Consider the following 18,431-nt stretch of genomic DNA (forward strand, 5'->3'; position numbering starts at 1 on the left):
GTCGCTCACAGCCCGAACTCCGCGCGGATTTTTGCGCTGTGCTCGCCGATGCGCGGCGCGGCCCGCTCGACCTTGGCTCGGATGCCGTCGACCCTGAGCGGCGAGCGCGTGGTGAGGATCGAAACGTCATCCTCGCGCGTCACCGTCTGCAGCATGTCGAGGACCTGGAAGCCTTCGCTGGCCATCATTTCCGGCCAGGTCAAAACCTTGGCGCACCAGATGTCGGCAGGCTCGAGGATGGCAAGCCATTCGTCGACCGTCTTCGTTGCGATCTTTTGCGCGATGATCGCCTTGATCTCGTCGCGGGCAGTGAACCAGGTCGACGGCTGATCGCGGTAGGGCGCAAGTTCCTCGAGCCCGAGGAGATCGGCGAGTTTCGAGATCGGCGTCATGGCGATCGCCAGATAGCCGTCCTTGGCCGGATAGACGCCGTAGGGCGCCGAGAGATAGGCGTGCGCGCTGCGGAAGCTCGACCGCCGCGGCAGCCGGCGCCCGTCATTGAGGTGCGTGGTCAGCACCTCGAATTGGAAGTCGACCAGCGCTTCGAGCAGGCTGGTCTCGACATGGCTGCCCTTGCCGGTCACGCCGCGCCGCACCAGTGCGGCGAGGATGCCTTGCGCGGCGGCGGAACCCGCCAGCATGTCGGCGATCGCCAGGCCGAAGGGCACCGGCCCTTGGTCCTCGTCGCCGTTCAGCCACATCACGCCGGAGCGCGCCTGCGCCAGCAGATCCTGCCCCGGCCGCTTGACCCACGGGCCTTCCTCGCCATAGCCACTGATCGAGGCATAGACCAGGCGCGGATTGATCTTGCGCACCGCCTCGTAATCGAAGCCCAGGCGTTCGATGACGCCGGGCCTGAAATTCTGGATCAGCACGTCGGCCTTGGCCAGCAGGCCGCGCAGCGCCGCAAGGTCGGCCTCGTCCTTCAAGTCGATGGCAAGGCTTTCCTTGGCGCGGTTGATCGCATGGAAAATGGTGGAATCGCCGCCGATCTCGGTGTCGCTGAGATAGAGCCGGCGCGACAGGTCGCCGCCGTCAGGCCGTTCGATCTTGATGACCCGAGCGCCGAGGTCGAGCAGCCGCAGCGAGCAGTAAGGCCCGGACAAGAACTGGCTCATATCGACAACGATGAGCCCGGTCAGCGGCAGTTCGGCAATGGCAGCCATTGCCTATTTCTCCGTCTTACCGGCGAAATCGGCCGGATTGCGGTACTTCACCGTCTGCAGGTGCTCGCAATAAAGCACGAGCTCGCCTTCACCCTTGAAGACTTCATAGCTGGCGCGGATCAGCCCCATTTCCTTGTATTTTGGCTTCTTGTCGAGGTTGGAGCGGATTGAATAGATCGTGTCGCCTATGAACACCGGCTTGATGAAGCGCAATTTGTCGTAGCCATACGAAAAGGCGTTGACGCAATTGGTGGCGACGAGACCGAGCCCGGCCGAGAACACGAAGGCCCCTGCCACCAGCCGCTTGCCGAAAATGCCTTGCGTCTCGGCGAACATCTGGTCCTGCACGTATGGATGGATGTCGAGCACCAGCGTGTTGAACAGATGGCTGTCGCCCTCGGCAATGGTCCGGCGCAGCGAGCGGATCTTCTGGCCGACCGGCCAGTCTTCGTAGAACCAGTTCTCCGCGTTCCAGACGGGAAGGTCGGCGTGATCCCTAGGCATGTTGGCGGGGTGTGTCGATGCCACGCCCACGGTTGGCGCGAAACTGCTCATGACAACTTCCTCTGGGAGCGGGAATCGTCCATCAGGGCGCGCCGCAGACCAGCGAAATGCATGATCGATCCTCCCGTCAATCTTCTTTTGTGAATAGTATTTTCACATATGGGGTTGCGTTGCAAGCGAGTCTCGGCGAAATTTTGCCTGCTCCGTTGGGGCCAATGCCGGCGGAACAAGGGAGGAAGTGATGCAGAATGCCTGTCTGATTTTCGTCGGCAGCCTCAATCGCGACGCCCCGTATTTTCAGGGCGCGCGCGGCATCGGGCTGGGTGTCTACAGTTTCGACGAAGGGACGCTGCAGACGAAGAAACTGGCCGAGACGGGAGACATCGACAATCCCACCTTCCTGTCGGTGACGCCGGACGGCTCCCACGTCTATGCCAACTCAGAAGTGTTCACCTGGCGCGAAGGGGTGGTCTCGGCCTACCGTTTCGACAGGCAGACCGCCACGCTGTCCTACATCAACAAGCAGCCGACGCTGGGCAGCATCACGGCGCACAACACCATCACGCGCGACCGGACCAAGCTGCTGGTCGCCAATTACGGCATGGGCGAGGGCGGCCCCGATCGCTCGGTCGTGGTCTATGGGTTGGGTGAGAATGGCGGCCTGACAGCGCCGTTGTCGAGCGTTGCCCATAGCGGGACCGGACCAGATCCTGCCCGCCAGGAGCGGCCGCATGCCCATAGCGTAACCGAGACGGTTGCCGGCGGCATGGCGATCGTCGCTGACCTCGGCATCGACCGGCTGGTGTCCTATCGCATCGGGCGCGACGGCAGCCTGACGAAACTCGCCGAGTCGGCGCTTGCGCCAGGCGCGGGTCCGCGCCATCTCGCACTGCATCCGGGCGGTCGCTTCGTGTTCGTCATGAACGAGCTGGATTCGACGGTTGTCTCGCTGGCGCTGGACGAAGCATCAGGCAAGCTTACGGTGATCGACAGCAAGCCGGCCGTGCCGCCCGAGGCGCGCGACGGCAATCACTGTGCCGACGTCCAGATCTCGCCTGACGGCCGCTTTCTCTACGGCTCCAACCGCGGTCATGACAGCATCGTCGTGTTTTCGGTCGACCAGCAAACCGGCAGGATTGCTCTTGTCGACTATACGCCTTGCGGCGGTGCCACGCCGCGCAATCTGGCACTGACGCCCTCGGGCGGCCATCTGTTCTCGGCCAACCAGAATGCCGACCGCATCTCGATTTTCGCCCGTGATGCCGCAACCGGCCGGCTGACCGACACCGGCCGATCCATCGATATTGGCACGCCGATGTGCGTGAGGATCGTGCGTTGAGCGCTGGCGGGTGAAAATTCCGCCAGTACCATGGCCATAAGAACGTGTCGTTTCAATACGAGGATCGGGACGCCCGTCGCGCGAGATAGGGAGCCACCAGCGCGCGTATGTCTGCGGCCGCTACGTCACCGGCAGCACGCAATGCGCGCTCGCAGCGCCCATATTCGTCAACTGCGCCTTCGAAATCATTGCGGCACAGTTGCTCCTTTATCAGCGCTTTGCAGATCGGTCCGGCATCTGGATAGAAGTCCAATACCGCTAGATATATCGCCCGTGCTTTGTCGGCTTGGTCGGCCGCCTCCAGCCGCTGGCCGAGCCGCAGCCCAAGATCGATCAGTTCGCGACGCACGCGCTCGCAAGCCGGGAGCGACCAGGAAGCGGTTCGCTCGTGCAACAACAACGGACCCGGGAATGCATGGAAGAGCGCCTCCGCGTCTGGCCGCAATCCCTCCGCATTGACCTTTGCGACAGTCTTGAGCCGTGCTTCCCAGTCGGCGAGGTCGACCCAGACCTTGTCCGATGCAAGGCGAAGCTTGCCTTCGCGCTGGACGATGAGGTCGGTCCGTCCCAACAGCTTGCGCAGCCGATGAAGCGCCTGGTCGCACGCCGCCCGCGCCTGGTCGCCGTCGAGGTTGGGCCACAGCCAGTCCTGAATGGTCTCCTGCGAGCGGGTATTTTCCTTTGAGATCGCCAGCACTCGCAGGATGTCGAGGGCCTTCGTCGGCGGCTTCGCGCCGAGCGCGAGAGGGTTTGCATCGAGTTCGAGCCGAAAGCCTCCGAGGACGTGGACCCTGAGCGGCCAGGGCCAGGCGGTGGGCCGCCGGGGCGGCGGCTCGAGCCGGCGTTCGCGGATCAACGACCGGCAGAACTCGGGCTCGATGCCGCGCTCAAGCGCATCGCCAAGCAGTTCGGCGAGCAATTCCGGGACATTGAGCAGCACCATTGGCCAGCTGATGTCGCGCAGCGCTTCCAGGAAGGCCTGCAGCCGGTCGCCATAGTGCGGATCGTCGCTCCACAGGTTCTCCAATGCGGCCGCTGCCAGAATGCATATCTCGGTTCGCTTGTGGGCGCCGCCGTCCAGCCGCGGCAGCAGATCGCTGAGAAGCACGGCGGCTTCGCGCGGCTTCCTGTCCGCCAGCAGCACCTGGAACTGCGTGATGTAGTGCGGCCAGCGCTCGATCATCGGCTCGTTCGCCGCCTCGATGGCAGTCATGAAGCGCTCGCAATCCTGGTAAGCGGCCGTGAAATCGCCTTGCCTGGCATGGAGCGCGGCGTGGCAATCGGCGACGACGGCGACCTGCGTGGTGAAACGGCTGTCGGCGATCTCGGCCAAACGCTCGACCACTTGGTGGAACTCGGCAAAATCGTTGCGGACCTTCATCTGCATTTGCAAATGATAAAGCCCCCCGAACTCCACGCCCCTCAGCGATTCGCGCTCGCCAATTGCGATCGCCGCCCGCAACGCCGCTTCGGCCGACGGATAGGGAAAATCCCTTCTCTTATAGGGAAAATAACGTCCACTTTCCGCACCAAAGGCGACCAGCCACATGCCGAGAATCCAAGGCAGCACGCTCTTGTCACTCAAATCGTCAACGACGCTGTCGACGGCCTTGGCGAACAGATCGGCGCGCATGGTCGATACCGAAAGATCGATCAGCGTTTCGCTGGCAAGCAGCCGCAATCCGCTCGGATCGTGCTCGGGATTCCGGGTCAACCGCTCCAGGAGTTCGGTTTCGAGTGCTTGTCCGGCGGGGCTGCTGCGATAGCAGTCGTCGCCGAAGTTCAGCGCCCGCATCATGCCAATGCGTACCAGCATCGCTTCCTCGGAAGGTAGTTCCGGAAGCCCGCGTTCGATCAGCTCGAACGCCCGTCGCGTCCACATGGACAGACCTTCGTACGTGCGCCAGCTGGCAGTCTTGACCAACACCGCCCGCGACACAGTGAGGCACAGGCCGCGCAGATCGTCGGCCTCGCCAAAGGCTTGCCACGCCTTGGACAGCCAACGCTCCGCCGCAGCGTCGTCGGGCATGTGGGCCACGCCCAGCCAATAGAAATGCCAGCCATTCATGATGGTTTCCGGCAATCGGCCGCACCACTCGATGAAGGTCGCGCGGCTCCCTTGCGCCAGCAAGTCCTCTGCGCGGCTCAGCAGCAGGTCGCTCGCTTGGTCCCAGTCGTCGGCCTGTAAGGCGAGGCGTATGGCTTCGTCATGACGGCCCGCCCCCGCAAGGACCTTCGCCGCCTTTCGCCGGAGCGATTGCTGCTCTTCCCTGGCAATTTGCTGTGCGAAACGACGCTCGAGGAAGTCGCGCAAGAGGTCATGAAGGTGAAAGATATCGCGGTTGTTTTCCGAGCGCGTGACCAGAAACTGTCGCCTGTAAAGCCTGTCGAGCAGCTTTCCTGCTTCGCCCGACCCGATCATCTCGTCAGCCAACCCGGCGCTGATTTCGGGCAGCAGATTGAGTTTCAGCAGCATGTCCTGGTCGACGGAGGGAAGGGAAAGGAAGAAATGACGACCGAGAACGTCGGGCAGCACGTTCTGCCCGCCGGGGACCGTCTCCGTTGTGCCGTCCAGTCCGGCTTTGGTGCCTTGGTCCGCGAGCAGGACGAGCCCGACCGCCCAACCGCGCGCCGCCTCGACATCGACCCGAGCGGCGTCCCTCGAACGCAGGTGGACGAGATCGCGCGCTTCCGCGGTCGAGAATTCGAGCGCGTGGCGGTCGATGACAGCCATTTTGCCCTTGAGAATGAGGTCGCCCAATTCCTCCTGGGGCAGCGTGCGTGAGACACAGATGCAGCGGACGGTGTCAGGAAGTTCACGGAACATCTCGGAAAGCACCGCCCGAAATTCTGCGGTATCGGCGTCGTGCAAATCATCGAGCACCAGAATTGTGCCGGGCTTTAGCCGAGCGAAATAGGCTCTGGAAAAGCGCCTGGCGAACTCCTTCGGCTGCTCGGCATACTCGACGCCGAAGACCGGCATGTCTCCAGCCGAGACTGAGTCCAGCGACTGCGCCAGATATTGAAAGAACCGCGCTATATCCTGGTCGCCCTCATCGACACGGTACCATATGTGCGGCGCCTCGACGCTTTCGAGATAATCGATGACCGCGGTCGTCTTGCCGTAGCCGGCCGGTGCCGCCACCCAGCATACGCTCGACCGCGACACCCGATCGATCGCTTCGAGAACGCGGTTCCGCCTCAATATCCTGGCGCTGCGCGGGGCCGCCAGCTTGGCGATCCGGCCTGTGCCCGAGAGCGGTTGCGTCGCATCGGCTTCAAAGGCATCTAAGGCGGCCATGGGGGCTCCCGCTCGACCAATCATCGAGCGACGGTCGTGCTGCCATGACCGTCCCGCCGATCCGATTGACGTTAGCCTGGCGCAGTCATGCGACAATTCGTGGGGGCTTCGTAGATGAAGCGGCACTGGCTGATCCCGGGAGGGCGGATCTCGATGGTTGCGCAACCTGAAACTGGGCAATGGACGGCGGGCGAACCTCGCACTCGGTCTTCGACCGTCGGCTCCAAATCCGGTAGAAGACCTGATCATGGCTATTCCCTCCGATTGGCAAGCTCATGGGCTGCCTGGCAGTCCTTTCCAAACGCACGAGCTCATCCTGTGCGCAGTGGCATCCGCGCACATCGGTACGGTCACCTAGTTTCCCGGCGATTGATCTCCCAGTTTTCGCAAGCGTGCCTAGTTTTCAAGGCTTGTTGGGCGCCCGGGTCTTCGGTGCCTTACGCAACCGGAAATCGGGAAGCGGACGGGACCGGATTGTGCGAGGGGATGGGCGACCGGTGGATCCCGCACTCTGTTTTCGACAATCCGCTCCAGCGGCCCGCGCGCGGATTGTCCGCACTGCCGCACGCGACGGTGCAGGGCGCACAACCGATCGAGAAATAGCCTTTTTCGATGAGCGGATGCCGGGGGAGGCGATGATGGTCGAGATAGACCTCGATCTGCTGCCGGGTGAAGCGGGCGAGTGGCTCGATCTTCAGGCGTCCGTCAGTTTCTTCCAGCGTCGCAACATCCGTGCGAACTCCGCCATGATAGCGCTTGCGGCCGGAAATCCAGGCCTTGAAACCGCTCAGGGCCTTCTCGAGCGGCAGCACCTTGCGGATGTGGCAGCACCGGTCCGGATCGCTGCGGTGCAGCGATCCAGAGCCGTCGAGCACCCGCAGGACGTTTGCCCGGGGCGTGACGATGCGCACGTCGGTGAGGCCGAGCAAGGCCGTCAATTGCGTACGATAGGCGACCGTTTCCGCAAACAGCTTTCCGGTATCGAGCGTGGCGATGGGGAGCGACCTGTCGATCGATGCGGCCATGTGCAGCAACACCGCAGATTCCGCGCCAAATGAGGAGACGAGCGCTACCTTTCCGCGGAACAAGTCGGTGACGAGTGGCGCCAGCAGCTCGGGTCCGTCGAGATGGTTCAGCTCCGCGATGATGCCTTCATGCATGGCGATTCGGTCCGGTTTTGGCGTGACGCGGCCGGTTCATAGTCTGCTCACGAAATCGAGGACCGCCTGGCGGTCGGCCTCGTCCAGGCCGAAGAAGCGGTCGCGGACGATCTGCGCCGTGCCGCCATGCGCGAACACTGCATCGCGCAGTGTGGTCGCGCGGCCGTCATGCAGGAAGCGCTGGCGCAGGCGGATGCCGACCAGCGGCGTTGTCCGCCATTCGGCGCCGATGGCGTTGCCCTGGATGATCTTGTCGTCGAGCGCCGATCCCATGTCGTGCAGTAAAAGGTCCGAGTAGAGCCTGACTTCGCCTTTTGTGCCCGCCAGCGCCGGCACATGGCATTTGGCGCAGCCGACCGAAGCGAAGAGCCTTCCGCCATCGCTGGCCAGCATTGCGCTTTCGCTCGAGACCGACGGCGAGGCCAGGAAGCCGGCCGAGAACGGGATCAGTGCGCCAGAGGCCAGGGTTGCCGACAAAAGCACTCCGCTGGAGCCGAGGCCGATCAGGCGCCACGCACCGCCGGCTTCGCCGAGACGGCCGATGCGTGTGTGATCCCGAGCGCGACCATCACCATCAGGAACAGGAACTGGTCGACGTCGAGAATGCCGCGGCGCAATTGCGGATCGAGCGTGATTTGCGAATTGAGCATCACCACGCCGATGAAGGCGACGATGAACCACGGGAACGGGATCGGCGTTGCTCCGGGCGCGCTCTTGCGGCCGCGAAAGAACGTGCCGATGGCCAGCAGAAGCGGGATGAGCATCAGCACCTTGCTGAGCTTGACGAGGGTAGCGGTGTTCAGCGCCCCGTCCGAGACTGCGAAGGAGGCGCCGTAGACCTGCGCCAGTTCGAAGATGCTCGCGCCGACGAACACGCCGTAGAGCCGGTCGTCGAGATGCGGCAGCCAGCCGCCCAGGAACATCACGGGATAGACGAGCAGCGCCGCGGTGCCGCTGAGCGTGATCAGGGCGATCGCAACCCCCGCGCTCTGGTCGCGTGCGCGCATCAGCGCAGCCACTGAGAGAATGGCGGCTGCGCCGCAGACGGCGCTTCCGACCGCGACCAGCAACGCGATCTCGGCCTCCAGCCTGAACAGCCTACGTGCGATGGCGTAGAGCAAAGCCGCGACCAGGATCAGTTCGATGGCCGCCACCGCGAGCGGCATCAGCCCGAGATCGAGGAACAGTCGCGTCGTGATGCGGAAGCCGACAAGGACGACCGCCAGGCGCAACAGGTAGCGCTTGGTGAAGTCGAGCCCCGGGCGCAGGACGTCGGGGCAGGCAAAGCTGTTGCCGATCAGCAGCCCGAAGAGCATGGCGACGAGGACCGGATTGCGCGACAGCGGCTCGCCCAATCCGCCGGCAATCCAGCCGCCCGCAAGGGCGAGCGCGGCCGCCACGGCTATACCGGGCAAGATCGAGTGCGCTTGTTCCGGCGCATGCGAAAACGTCAGGGCGATGCTCATCGCCTGGCCTCCTCGGCCGGGGTGAGCGTTCGCAGATAGGCAGCCACCGCCTCGATCTCTCCGGACCCTTGTTCGACGGGTTGCGTGTCCGTCCCGCTGTGGCCGGAGACGACGCTGGTGATGCCGAGCTCCCTGGTGAAAGCGTCGGCGACCATCTCTTCGAGGACCGCAATGTCGGCCTTCCAGCCATAGCGGCCGACGCGCGTCGCGCCGTTGGCATCGAGGACATAGTGCGGGCGGCCCTTGATCCCGTCGCCTTTGCTGACTGCCTGCGCCTCGATGACGCTGTCGGGTATGTCGTCTATGCCAGCGACGCCGTAGAGGCTGGGCGGCATGCGCAGCGAGATGACATTGGCCTGCTGCGGCAGTGCAGCCGGTTCAGCCGCGATGCCGGCACCATCGCGCAGCATGTAGCGCCGGGCGACCGGGCTGTTGGGATGATCGATCGGGACCGTGCGCCCGGATCCCGGATCCATATGGGCTATCCTGCGCGCGAAACGGTTCTCATCCGCGCTCGCACCGCCGGGGCCGGGATGACAGGACAGGCAGGACGTCGCATTGAACAATGGTCCAAGACCGGTCCGCGGCGTGAAATCGGTGTGAAACAGCTCCCTTCCGCGAGCGGCGAGATCGGGGTTGGCGGCAGCATTTTGCGTCTGCTGGGCCGTCGCCGACACGCCGTGCTCGTCAAAAGCAGGAACCTCGAGCAGCGCTCCGTCGCGGCCGGGAAATCCGGGAAGCTCGCCGCCTATCGTTATCCAGATCCGCTGCGCGTCCGCCGACATTGCGATGGCTCGCAGGCGATCGCCGCCGAGAGGCCCAAGGCCAGGGATGTCGATCGTCGCTCGGGCGAGAAGCCGGCCGTCCTGGCTTATGCGCAGCAGCGAGCCGTCGCCGCGATTGGCGACGAACAGGTCCGACCCCCCGGCAAGCGTCGTATGGCTCGAAAAGTGCGGATTGGCGATCTCGGGGACAGCGGCGGCAATGTCGACTGGACGATCGAATTCCGGCAGCGAGACCATGCCAGCCCCGGCGACCGTGAAATGCCGCCGGTCGTCTTGCAGTTTCAGCAGCACCAGCCGGTCGCGGCCGGGGTCGGCGATGTAGAGAACACGGTCCGGGTTCCACTTGAAGGCAATGCCGATGACGCCGGGATCGTCGCCGCTGTTGCGGCCCATGCTCACCGTGCCAGGGCCGGCTAGGCCGTCGACACCGTCCTGGACATGGATCTGGACCACGCTGCCGTCCGCAGTGACCGCGCCGAACACGGCAAATCCGCTGCCGTCCGGTGACGGGCCGAGAAACGCCGTTCCGAGCGCACCGGTCTGCAGCCCGCCGGGCGTCAGTTGGCCGCTTGCCCGGTAGTTCAGCCGCTTCGCCAGCCATCCGTTGGCCAGCCAGCCGCTCGCCAGCCATCCAGTGGGTTGAGCGATCTGCGCTTGTTCGCGATCGGTAGACCGGCCGCCGGCCAATCCGTTCGGCGCGTTGGCGATCCAGGGCCTTCCAAAGGCGTTGTTGATCGAGATGTAGCGCGGTCCGGATGCCGCCGCCAGCCGCGCCGTTCGAGCCTGGCCATTGTAGCGCCGGTTGAGGAATGGCTCGCTCTGCGCCGTGTAGAGCTGGACTGGGCTCGCTCCGCCATAGTCGGCTAGATCTTGGTCGGTGAGATCCTGCGGAACCAGGATCGTGCCCGATTTGTCGCCGCGCGGATCGATTGACAGGATCGCGCCAGGTTGGAAGACGAGATCGCTTGGTGGCGCGCCGAAATTGCTGCCTACCGCGACCAGAACCCTAAGCGGATCGAGCACACGTCCTTCGCGCGTGGTCAGCAGGAATTCCGGATTTCCCGGTATCGGTCCGCCATTATGAAAACGCCCCACCTCGCGCACGCCGGCCACGCCCGGCAGCCCGACGGCGACGATACGGGCGCCCAGGCGCCAGGCGGAGATGTGATCGCTGGTGAAGCCCACCGTCGGCAGCAAGATGAAAGACACCGCTGTCATTCCGGAGATAATCCGGCCAAACGAAAGGTCCAGCGAGGCGCAGCTTCGCCGCGACCGACGAGCTCTGACGAAATCCATAAGCACCGCGGCAAGGCCCTTGCGCATTGCGACATCCCCGGCTCGATACCTCGATGCGTCTACATGCGGCCCCGAGCATGTGACGCTTATCTCGACGCAATCATTGAGCGGGTGCACTTACGTATCGTGTACGGCACCTCAACCGCCGGCCGTATCTTGCGCTTTGGGGGAAGGCGTGCGGCCGCGCGCGCTTCGCAAGGCAAGCGCTTGTCGGGCAAAGGTGATTATGGGCATGGCGAGGTTGCCGCGAACGGCAAATTTTCAGAACTCGAGCGCCTGCCTGAGTGCCGGGCCGCTCCTGACGCGCAAATCGAGGTCGGCCTCGATATGGTCGATGTGGTGCAGCATCAGCGCGCTGGCGCGTTCGGCATTGCCATTTTCCAGCGCCTCGAGGATCTGCGTGTGTTCGTTGTGGCCGCAGCTCGAGATGCCCGAGCGGCCATAGAGTGCGATCACCAGCGATGAACGAGCGACCAATTCCTCCATGAAGCGCTGCAGGATGACGTTTCCCGCGACCGACGCCAGAAGCAGGTGAAAATCCCCCGACGCCTTGATCTCCGATCGCCTTGCGTTCGGTCCGCGTTCGGCGATGAAACGGCCTTCTTCGTCGAGCTGGGCCTTGAACGCGGCGACATGCGCCGGCGTCATCCGTCCGGCGGCGGCGATCGCGATGCCTGGTTCGATGAGCCGGCGCGAAGCAAAAACCTGCCGCGCTTCCTCCGGCGACGGATTGGCGACGAAGGCGCCGCGATTGCGCTCGGTGCGCACCAATCCCTCGAAGGAAAGCATCTGCAGTGCGGCACGCGCCACGGTGCGGCTGACATCGAACAGCGTGCCGACTTCGCCTTCGGAAAGCTTTGTTCCCGGCGCCAGCCGGCGATCGACGATCGCGTCGCGCAACTGGTCGCGGATCGCCTGCGCGCGATCCTCGTTGGCGGCCTCGATAGCAGGGAAGGTCTGGTCGGCAATGTTCATGGCAGTGGTCCTGCCTTCTTCTACCCTGAATCGCATCGCTTGGACGAGAGACAAAGTGAATACAGAGATGAAAAAGATTGCATACGATCTTTGCGGAGATCGGCGGCAATCGCCTATAATTTGTGCATTGCACAAGGCCGACGTATCGGCAGCTACATAGAGGCGGCCCTGATTTCTTCGAGGATTCAGTCAGTTGGTGCGGCGGTGCGCAACTGGCACGCATGATGCTTTGGCTAATCCGACCAAAGGGGAAGCTGGATGTCCAAAGCCGCCGAAATCGACATTGTGTCCGTTTCGAAAGTCTATGGCGCGACGACTGCCGTCGAAGGCATCAGCCTGAAAATCCCTGCCGGAACCTATTGCTGCCTGCTCGGTCCGTCCGGCTGTGGCAAGACCTCGACGCTGCGCATGATCGCCGGGCACGAGAGCATATCGAGTGGCGACGTGCGTCTCGGCAACACAGTGGTCACCGACCTGCCGCCGGCCAGGCGCGGCACTGCCATGATGTTCCAGTCCTACGCACTGTTTCCGCATCTCGACCTGATCGACAACGTCGCCTTCAGCCTGAAGATGAAAGGCGTCGGCAAGGAGGAGCGCCGCGCCAAGGCGCTCGACATGCTGAAGCTGATGCAGATGGAGGCCTATGCCAGCCGCCGCCCGGCGCAGCTTTCCGGCGGGCAGCAGCAGCGCGTTGCCCTTGCGCGCGCCTTGATCACCGATCCCGAGGCGCTGTTGCTCGACGAACCGCTTTCGGCGCTCGATCCTTTCCTGAAGATCCGCATGCGAGCCGAACTGAAGAAGCTGCAGACGTCGCTCGGCATCACTTTCGTCCACGTCACCCACAGCCAGGAAGAGGCGATGGCGCTGGCCGACCTGATCGTGGTGATGAACGACGGCCGTATCGAGCAGGCGGCGCACCCTCGCACGGTGTTCGAGCGGCCGGCCACGGCCTTCGTCGCTCGTTTCATGGGCGACCACAATGTCATCTCCGGGCGCGTCGCCGGCAGTCGCGACGGCATGGTCGTTTTCGATGTGCCCGGCGGCGTCACGCTCGCCGCCAGCGGGCAGGGCAGGGAGACCGGGGAACCCATCGACATCGCCATTCGCACCGACCACGTGCGCATCGGCGAGCCGCCGGCAGCCGGGCTCGGCTTCACCGGCATTATTGCAAACGTCGAGTACCGCGGTTCGACCGTGAAGCTCTCAGTCAATGGCGCCGGCATCGAGGATTTCACGGTGATCGTCGACGACACCAGCTTCTTCGCCAGGCCGGTTGCCGTCGGCGACGCAGTGCCGATCGCCTGGGACGCCGAGGACGCGATCGTCCTTGGCCGTCTCGATTCCTGAAATCCAGCATAACCAACCAAAACAGGGGAACTGAACATGACCAACACCACCGACAAGAAGACTGGAATATCGCGACGTTCGCTGCTCAAGACAGGTGCCGCCGCCGTCGGTTTCGCCGCCGGTTCCGGCGCCATATCAGGCTTTCCGACCATCTGGGCGCAATCGAACATCACGCTGCGCCAGTTCGGCACCGGCGTATCCAACCTCAATGCCATCGCCGACAAGTGCAAGGCCGACCTCGGCATCACGCTGGAGATGACAGCAACCGATTCCGACGCCGCCGCGCAGCGCGCTGTGACGCAGCCCGACAGCTACGACATCGCCGACATCGAATACTGGATCTGCAAGAAGGTGTTCCCGACAGGCGTCCTGCAGCCGATGGATGTCAGCAAGCTGAAATATTACGACGAGCTGGTGCCGCTGTTCAAAACCGGCAAGCTGACGCCGGACAGCGTCATTGCCCAGGGCACCGCGCCGCATACCGTCGGTTACGTCGAGGCGCAGGACAGCAAGGTCTTCGCCAAGGCGCCGACCAACTGGTTCACCATGGTGCCGACGATCTACAATGCCGATACGCTCGGCATCCGCCCCGACCTCGTCGGCCGCGATATCACCACCTGGGCCGACATCATGGATCCGGCCTTCAAGGGCAAGACCGCCATCCTCAACATCCCGTCGATCGGCATCATGGATGCGGCGATGATCATGGAGGCAACGGGCAACATCAAATACGCCGACAAGGGCAACATGACCAAGGAGGAGATCGACAAGACGATCGACTTCCTGATCAAGGCCAAGCAAGCCGGCCAGTTCCGCGCCTTCTGGAAATCCTTCGACGAGAGCGTCAACCTGATGGCTTCAGGCGAAGTCGTAATCCAGTCGATGTGGTCGCCGGCCGTGGCCGCGGTCCGCTCCAAGGGCATCGCGTGCCGGTTCCAGCCGCTCAAGGAAGGCTACCGGTCCTGGGGTGGCGGGCTTGGCCTGGCAGCCCATCTCTCCGGCGCCGAACTCGATGCCGCCTATGAATACATCAACTGGTACACGTCCGGCTGGGTTGGCGGCTATCTCAACCGTCAGGGCTATTACTCGGCCAACATGGTGTCGGCCAAGAAGTTCATGTCCGAGGACGAGTGGGGCTACTGGATCGAAGGCAAGCCGGCAAAGGGCGATATCCTGTCGCCGGACGGCAAGGTCATGGAAAAGGCTGGCGCCGTGCGTGACGGCGGCTCGTTCGAAGAGCGCATGGGCAAGGTCGCCTGCTGGAACTCGGTCATGGACGAGGACCGCTACATGGTGAAGCGCTGGAACGAGTTCATCGCTGCTTGATGCCCTCTGCCTTCTCCCCTTGTGGGAGAAGGCAGATTGGCGCGCAGCGCCAAGACGGTTGAGGGGTGCTGGACGGAGCACTGTTGGTGCCAAGCTGGAACACCCCTCATCCGATCGAGCTTCGCTCGGCCACCTTCTCCCACAGGGGGAGAAGGGCACACCCCTCAGTCGCATCGCCGACTTCGACCGAGATATAGATGGCAGTAGCGCTCGAACAATCCACGCACGTTACGTCTGCAAGGCCTGCCAGACGTAGGCGCTCCTTTGCCGGAGTCGCACCCTATCTCCAGGCGGCACCGCTGGCGCTGATCCTCGGCGCGTTCCTCCTGCTGCCAATTCTGATGATCGCCGTGGTCTCATTCTGGGATTACGATTTCGCGGCGATGTATCCGGATTTCCTGACCACCAATTATTCCGACACGCTCGGCTCCTGGGTCACCTGGAAAACCTACCTGAATACGCTGAAATACGCCGCCATCGTCTGGGCGCTGACGCTGTTCATCGGTTTCTGGGTCGCCTATTTCCTTGCCTTCCATATCAGGACCACGGCCATGCAGATGGTGCTGTTCCTTGTCTGCACGGTGCCGTTCCTGACCTCTAACATCATCCGCATGATCTCGTGGATTCCGGTGCTTGGCCGCAATGGCCTGGTCAACTCGACGCTGGTGCAAATGGGGCTGATCCCGAAGCCGATCGAATGGCTGCTCTATTCCGAATTCGCCGTGGTGCTGGCCATGGTGCATCTCTATACGCTGTTCATGGTGACGCCGATCTTCAACACGCTGATGCGCATCGACAAGTCGTTGATAGAAGCCGCGCGCGACGCCGGTGCTTCCGGCTGGCAGGTTCTGTGGAACGTCGTCATTCCGCTCGCCAAGCCCGGCATGGCGATCGGCACCATTTTCGTCGTCACCCTGGTGATGGCCGACTTCTCGACGGTGCAGGTGATGTCCGGCGGGCAGAGCGCCTCCGTCGCGCTGATGATGAAGAACCAGATGTCGCTGCTGCAATATCCGGCAGCTGCCGCCAACGCCGTCGTGCTCTTGGTGCTGGTGCTGCTGATGGTCGCGGGCATCCTGCGCATCGTCGACATCCGCAAGGAGCTGTGAGGCGATGAGCCAGGACAAGCGCACCCTCGAATTCTATGTGTTGGCGGCGTTCTTCGGTCTTTTCGTGTTGTTCCTCTACGGCCCGCTTTCGGCGATCCTGATCCTCTCTTTCCAGGGCGAGAACGGCGGTCTGACATTTCCGCTGAACGGCGTGTCGCTGCACTGGTTCGCCAATTTGTTCGAGCGCCAGGCGGTCGGCGACTTCGGCGGCAGCTTCAAACGCTCGCTCGTCCTTGGCCTGATGGTGATGGTCGTCACTGTCGCCGTGTCGCTGCTCGCCGGCCTGGCCTTCCGGCAGAAATTTCGCGGCGCAACCGCACTGTTCTATCTGGCCGTCGCCAGCCTGGTCGTGCCGTCGATCATCATCAGTCTCGGCATCGGCGTCGTCTTCCAGCAGATCGGCTTCCGCCCCGCCTGGGACACCTCCGCTTTCGGCGCCCATCTGACCTGGACCTTGCCTTTCGGCGTGCTGATTATGTTTGCTGTCTTCAACCGGTTCTCGCCAGCCTATGAGGAAGCCGCGCGCGATCTCGGAGCATCGTCGTGGCAGACCTTTGCCCATGTCGTGCTGCCGATGATCGCGCCCAGCCTGATCGGCGTCGGCCTGTTCGGCTTCACTCTGTCATATGACGAGTTCGCCCGCACGCTGATGACCTCGGGCACGTTCAACACGTTGCCGCTCGAAATCTACGGCATGACGACGAATGTCACGACGCCGGTGCTCTATGCGCTGGGCACCGTGACGACCGTGTTTTCCTTCCTGGTGATCCTGCTGACGCTCGGCGCAATCGTCTATGTCGGCCGCCGCCGCGAGCGTGCCTGACAGTGCAGATCCTCGTCGTCAATCCAAACACCACCGCCAGCATGACCGACACTATCGCGGCGGCAGCCCGATCGGTCGCTGCTCAATCGACGAAGATCGTTGCCGTCACCTCGTCGATGGGACCTGTATCGATCGAAGGCTATTACGATGAAGCACTTGCCGTGCCCGGCCTGCTGGTCGAGATCGCCGCCGGCGAACGCTCCGGCGCGCAAGCCGCGATCATTGCCTGTTTCGACGACACCGGCCTCGATGCCGCGCGCGCCATGGCCAACATTCCGGTCATCGGCATTTGCGAGGCATCGCTCAGCACGGCCTCGTTCATCGCCCAGCGCTTCACCGTCGTCACCACCACCGGACGTTCGCGCGTGCCGGTCGAAGGCCTGGTGCAACGCTATGGCATGGCGGGGCGGGCACGCGTGCGCGCCGCCGACATCCCGGTTCTTGCCCTCGAAGATCCGGCGTCCGACGCACTGCTCAGGCTGCGCAGCGAGATTGCGCGCGCCATCGACGAGGATCGCGCCGAGGCGATCGTGCTCGGCTGTGCCGGCATGGCCGATCTGGCGGCGGCGCTGCAGCGGGAATTCGGGCTTCCGGTCATCGACGGCGTGGGCGCTGCCGTGAAACAGGCCGAGGCATTGATCGCCCTTGGCCTGACGACATCCAAGCGCGGCGCCTATGCAAGCCCGTTGGCAAAGTCTTATCATGGCGCGTTGAAATCCTTCGCGCCTGGCGCCGCCGAGTGATCGCAATGCCCCGAACGATCCGAACGCTCGCACGTGAAGAAGTGCAAACCCTTGTCGATTGGGCGGCGGCGGAAGGCTGGAATCCCGGCCTTAACGATGCCGCGCTGTTTCAGGCAGCCGACCCGCAGGGCTTCATCGGCGCCTTTATCGATGGCGAGATGGCGGCCGGCATTTCGGCCGTCGCCTATGGCGATGGTTTCGGCTTCATCGGCCTCTACATCTGCCGGCCGGACAGGCGTGCCCAAGGTCATGGCAAGGCGGTCTGGGATGCCGGCATAGCGCGGCTCGGCAAGCGCACGATCGGCCTCGACGGCGTTGTCGAACAGCAGGCCAACTACCGCAGCATGGGTTTTGCACCGGCCTACCGGACGATCCGGTTCATGGGGTCACCGAATGTCCCGGCAGCCGTCGGCAACGACATTCGCGCCATAGGGCCGGAACTCGTGCCGGACATACTGGACTATGACCGCCGCTTCTTTCCCGGTCCGAGGCGATCCTTCCTGGAACACTGGCTGCGCCCGCCGCACATGGCGCTTGCGATCCTCAAGCACGGCGCCATTGCGGGATACGGCGTCGCGCGCCAATGCCGGGACGGCTGCAAGATCGGCCCGCTCTTTGCCGACAGCCTGGACGCGGCAAGCCATCTCTTCGCCGCGCTCGCGCACATGTCCGGTCCCGGAAACGTCCATCTCGACGTTCCCGAAACCAGCCGGCAATTTGCAGACTTGCTGTCGTCCGCAGGCCTTCAACAGGGCTTCGAGACGGCTCGGATGTACAAGGGAAAGGCGCCGCAGCTCATGCAGTCCGGAATTTTTGCGATAACGACGTTGGAGTTGGGGTGAGGCGGTACAAGCCGACTTCCAGTGCAAAGTCGGGCAACAGGACTACGCGGTCTATTTTTCCTGAACTGAAATGCCGGAATCGTCGATGCGAAGTTCCACGCCTTTCGGCCTAGTCTCCTCGCGATAAACGTAAATCCCCAACGCAATAACGGCGACGGCCAAAGCGCCGATGATGAGATAAAGATAGTTCTGCTTCATCCGCTGTCGTTAACAACATGATGTGGGCGAGTCTAGCAGTTCGGGTATCAG

General features: G+C 63.3%; 16 protein-coding genes. 7 read left to right on the forward strand and 9 right to left on the reverse strand.

Annotated features, from left to right (window positions below; translation table 11 throughout):
* Positions 1 to 5 precede the first annotated feature (5 nt).
* Both NKJ15_RS06560 and NKJ15_RS06565 read right to left on the reverse strand, forming a co-directional pair.
* Positions 6 to 1,166, reverse strand: coding sequence for a CaiB/BaiF CoA transferase family protein (locus NKJ15_RS06560; RefSeq protein WP_352472920.1), 1,161 nt, complete (start codon positions 1,164 to 1,166; stop codon positions 6 to 8).
* Positions 1,167 to 1,169: 3 nt separating this feature from the next.
* Entirely contained in the window at positions 1,170 to 1,721 is a 552-nt protein-coding gene (locus tag NKJ15_RS06565) for a MaoC family dehydratase (RefSeq protein ID WP_352472921.1), read from the reverse strand.
* Positions 1,722 to 1,911: 190 nt separating this feature from the next.
* Here NKJ15_RS06565 and NKJ15_RS06570 point away from each other — a divergent pair, with 190 nt between their 5' ends.
* Positions 1,912 to 3,009: a lactonase family protein gene (locus tag NKJ15_RS06570; protein ID WP_352472922.1), complete on the forward strand. Its 1,098-nt coding sequence runs from the start codon at positions 1,912 to 1,914 to the stop codon at positions 3,007 to 3,009.
* Between the two features lie 52 nt (positions 3,010 to 3,061).
* On the opposite strand, the gene NKJ15_RS06575 is transcribed toward NKJ15_RS06570, so the two are convergent.
* The 6 genes from NKJ15_RS06575 to NKJ15_RS06600 all read right to left on the reverse strand — a co-directional run bounded on the left by NKJ15_RS06575 (position 3,062) and on the right by NKJ15_RS06600 (position 11,992).
* Entirely contained in the window at positions 3,062 to 6,310 is a 3,249-nt protein-coding gene (locus NKJ15_RS06575; RefSeq protein ID WP_352772063.1) for an AfsR/SARP family transcriptional regulator, read from the reverse strand.
* A 437-nt stretch (positions 6,311 to 6,747) separates the two neighbouring features.
* Positions 6,748 to 7,470 carry a phosphoadenylyl-sulfate reductase gene (locus tag NKJ15_RS06580; protein ID WP_352502966.1) on the reverse strand — a complete coding sequence of 241 codons (723 nt, stop codon included), beginning with the start codon at positions 7,468 to 7,470 and terminating at the stop codon, positions 6,748 to 6,750.
* A 36-nt stretch (positions 7,471 to 7,506) separates the two neighbouring features.
* A complete protein-coding gene (locus NKJ15_RS06585) occupies positions 7,507 to 7,947 on the reverse strand; it encodes a di-heme oxidoredictase family protein (RefSeq protein ID WP_352814634.1) in 441 nt (146 codons plus the stop codon).
* A gap of 26 nt (positions 7,948 to 7,973) precedes the next feature.
* Positions 7,974 to 8,936: a YeiH family protein gene (locus tag NKJ15_RS06590; protein ID WP_352814636.1), complete on the reverse strand. Its 963-nt coding sequence runs from the start codon at positions 8,934 to 8,936 to the stop codon at positions 7,974 to 7,976.
* Positions 8,933 to 10,939, reverse strand: a complete 2,007-nt coding sequence (locus tag NKJ15_RS06595) for a di-heme oxidoredictase family protein (RefSeq protein ID WP_352814638.1) — start codon at positions 10,937 to 10,939, stop codon at positions 8,933 to 8,935. Before NKJ15_RS06595 ends, NKJ15_RS06590 begins: the two co-directional genes overlap by 4 nt.
* A gap of 339 nt (positions 10,940 to 11,278) precedes the next feature.
* Complete coding sequence (locus tag NKJ15_RS06600; protein ID WP_023676076.1) at positions 11,279 to 11,992, reverse strand: GntR family transcriptional regulator; 714 nt, start codon at positions 11,990 to 11,992, stop codon at positions 11,279 to 11,281.
* Positions 11,993 to 12,250: 258 nt separating this feature from the next.
* Here NKJ15_RS06600 and NKJ15_RS06605 point away from each other — a divergent pair, with 258 nt between their 5' ends.
* The 6 genes from NKJ15_RS06605 to NKJ15_RS06630 all read left to right on the forward strand — a co-directional run bounded on the left by NKJ15_RS06605 (position 12,251) and on the right by NKJ15_RS06630 (position 18,182).
* Positions 12,251 to 13,339: an ABC transporter ATP-binding protein gene (locus NKJ15_RS06605; RefSeq protein WP_352472207.1), complete on the forward strand. Its 1,089-nt coding sequence runs from the start codon at positions 12,251 to 12,253 to the stop codon at positions 13,337 to 13,339.
* 36 nt (positions 13,340 to 13,375) lie between these two features.
* Complete coding sequence (locus NKJ15_RS06610) at positions 13,376 to 14,665, forward strand: ABC transporter substrate-binding protein (protein WP_352472208.1); 1,290 nt, start codon at positions 13,376 to 13,378, stop codon at positions 14,663 to 14,665.
* Positions 14,666 to 14,862: 197 nt separating this feature from the next.
* A complete protein-coding gene (locus tag NKJ15_RS06615) occupies positions 14,863 to 15,774 on the forward strand; it encodes an ABC transporter permease (protein ID WP_352472210.1) in 912 nt (303 codons plus the stop codon).
* 4 nt (positions 15,775 to 15,778) lie between these two features.
* Positions 15,779 to 16,597, forward strand: coding sequence for an ABC transporter permease (locus tag NKJ15_RS06620; protein WP_352814641.1), 819 nt, complete (start codon positions 15,779 to 15,781; stop codon positions 16,595 to 16,597).
* Between the two features lie 2 nt (positions 16,598 to 16,599).
* Positions 16,600 to 17,340: an aspartate/glutamate racemase family protein gene (locus NKJ15_RS06625; RefSeq protein ID WP_352472211.1), complete on the forward strand. Its 741-nt coding sequence runs from the start codon at positions 16,600 to 16,602 to the stop codon at positions 17,338 to 17,340.
* Positions 17,341 to 17,345: 5 nt separating this feature from the next.
* Positions 17,346 to 18,182, forward strand: a complete 837-nt coding sequence (locus NKJ15_RS06630) for a GNAT family N-acetyltransferase (RefSeq protein WP_352472212.1) — start codon at positions 17,346 to 17,348, stop codon at positions 18,180 to 18,182.
* Between the two features lie 51 nt (positions 18,183 to 18,233).
* On the opposite strand, the gene NKJ15_RS06635 is transcribed toward NKJ15_RS06630, so the two are convergent.
* Entirely contained in the window at positions 18,234 to 18,380 is a 147-nt protein-coding gene (locus tag NKJ15_RS06635) for a hypothetical protein (protein ID WP_352452379.1), read from the reverse strand.
* Between the last annotated feature and the right edge of the window lie 51 nt (positions 18,381 to 18,431).

This window comes from Mesorhizobium sp. M0207, assembly GCF_040321995.1.
In the GTDB taxonomy this organism is placed as follows: Bacteria; Pseudomonadota; Alphaproteobacteria; order Rhizobiales; family Rhizobiaceae; genus Mesorhizobium.

What these genes read in the sequence shown, in the direction of transcription:
- NKJ15_RS06560 (WP_352472920.1), bottom strand. Translation starts at nt 1,166, where the DNA reads ATGGCTGCCATTGCCGAACTGCCGCTGACCGGGCTCATCGTTGTCGAT.
- NKJ15_RS06620 (WP_352814641.1), top strand. Translation starts at nt 15,779, where the DNA reads ATGAGCCAGGACAAGCGCACCCTCGAATTCTATGTGTTGGCGGCGTTC.
- NKJ15_RS06575 (WP_352772063.1), bottom strand. Translation starts at nt 6,310, where the DNA reads ATGGCCGCCTTAGATGCCTTTGAAGCCGATGCGACGCAACCGCTCTCG.
- NKJ15_RS06590 (WP_352814636.1), bottom strand. Translation starts at nt 8,936, where the DNA reads ATGAGCATCGCCCTGACGTTTTCGCATGCGCCGGAACAAGCGCACTCG.
- NKJ15_RS06615 (WP_352472210.1), top strand. Translation starts at nt 14,863, where the DNA reads ATGGCAGTAGCGCTCGAACAATCCACGCACGTTACGTCTGCAAGGCCT.
- NKJ15_RS06600 (WP_023676076.1), bottom strand. Translation starts at nt 11,992, where the DNA reads ATGAACATTGCCGACCAGACCTTCCCTGCTATCGAGGCCGCCAACGAG.
- NKJ15_RS06595 (WP_352814638.1), bottom strand. Translation starts at nt 10,939, where the DNA reads ATGACAGCGGTGTCTTTCATCTTGCTGCCGACGGTGGGCTTCACCAGC.
- NKJ15_RS06605 (WP_352472207.1), top strand. Translation starts at nt 12,251, where the DNA reads ATGTCCAAAGCCGCCGAAATCGACATTGTGTCCGTTTCGAAAGTCTAT.
- NKJ15_RS06610 (WP_352472208.1), top strand. Translation starts at nt 13,376, where the DNA reads ATGACCAACACCACCGACAAGAAGACTGGAATATCGCGACGTTCGCTG.
- NKJ15_RS06570 (WP_352472922.1), top strand. Translation starts at nt 1,912, where the DNA reads ATGCAGAATGCCTGTCTGATTTTCGTCGGCAGCCTCAATCGCGACGCC.
- NKJ15_RS06580 (WP_352502966.1), bottom strand. Translation starts at nt 7,470, where the DNA reads ATGCATGAAGGCATCATCGCGGAGCTGAACCATCTCGACGGACCCGAG.
- NKJ15_RS06565 (WP_352472921.1), bottom strand. Translation starts at nt 1,721, where the DNA reads ATGAGCAGTTTCGCGCCAACCGTGGGCGTGGCATCGACACACCCCGCC.
- NKJ15_RS06630 (WP_352472212.1), top strand. Translation starts at nt 17,346, where the DNA reads ATGCCCCGAACGATCCGAACGCTCGCACGTGAAGAAGTGCAAACCCTT.
- NKJ15_RS06635 (WP_352452379.1), bottom strand. Translation starts at nt 18,380, where the DNA reads ATGAAGCAGAACTATCTTTATCTCATCATCGGCGCTTTGGCCGTCGCC.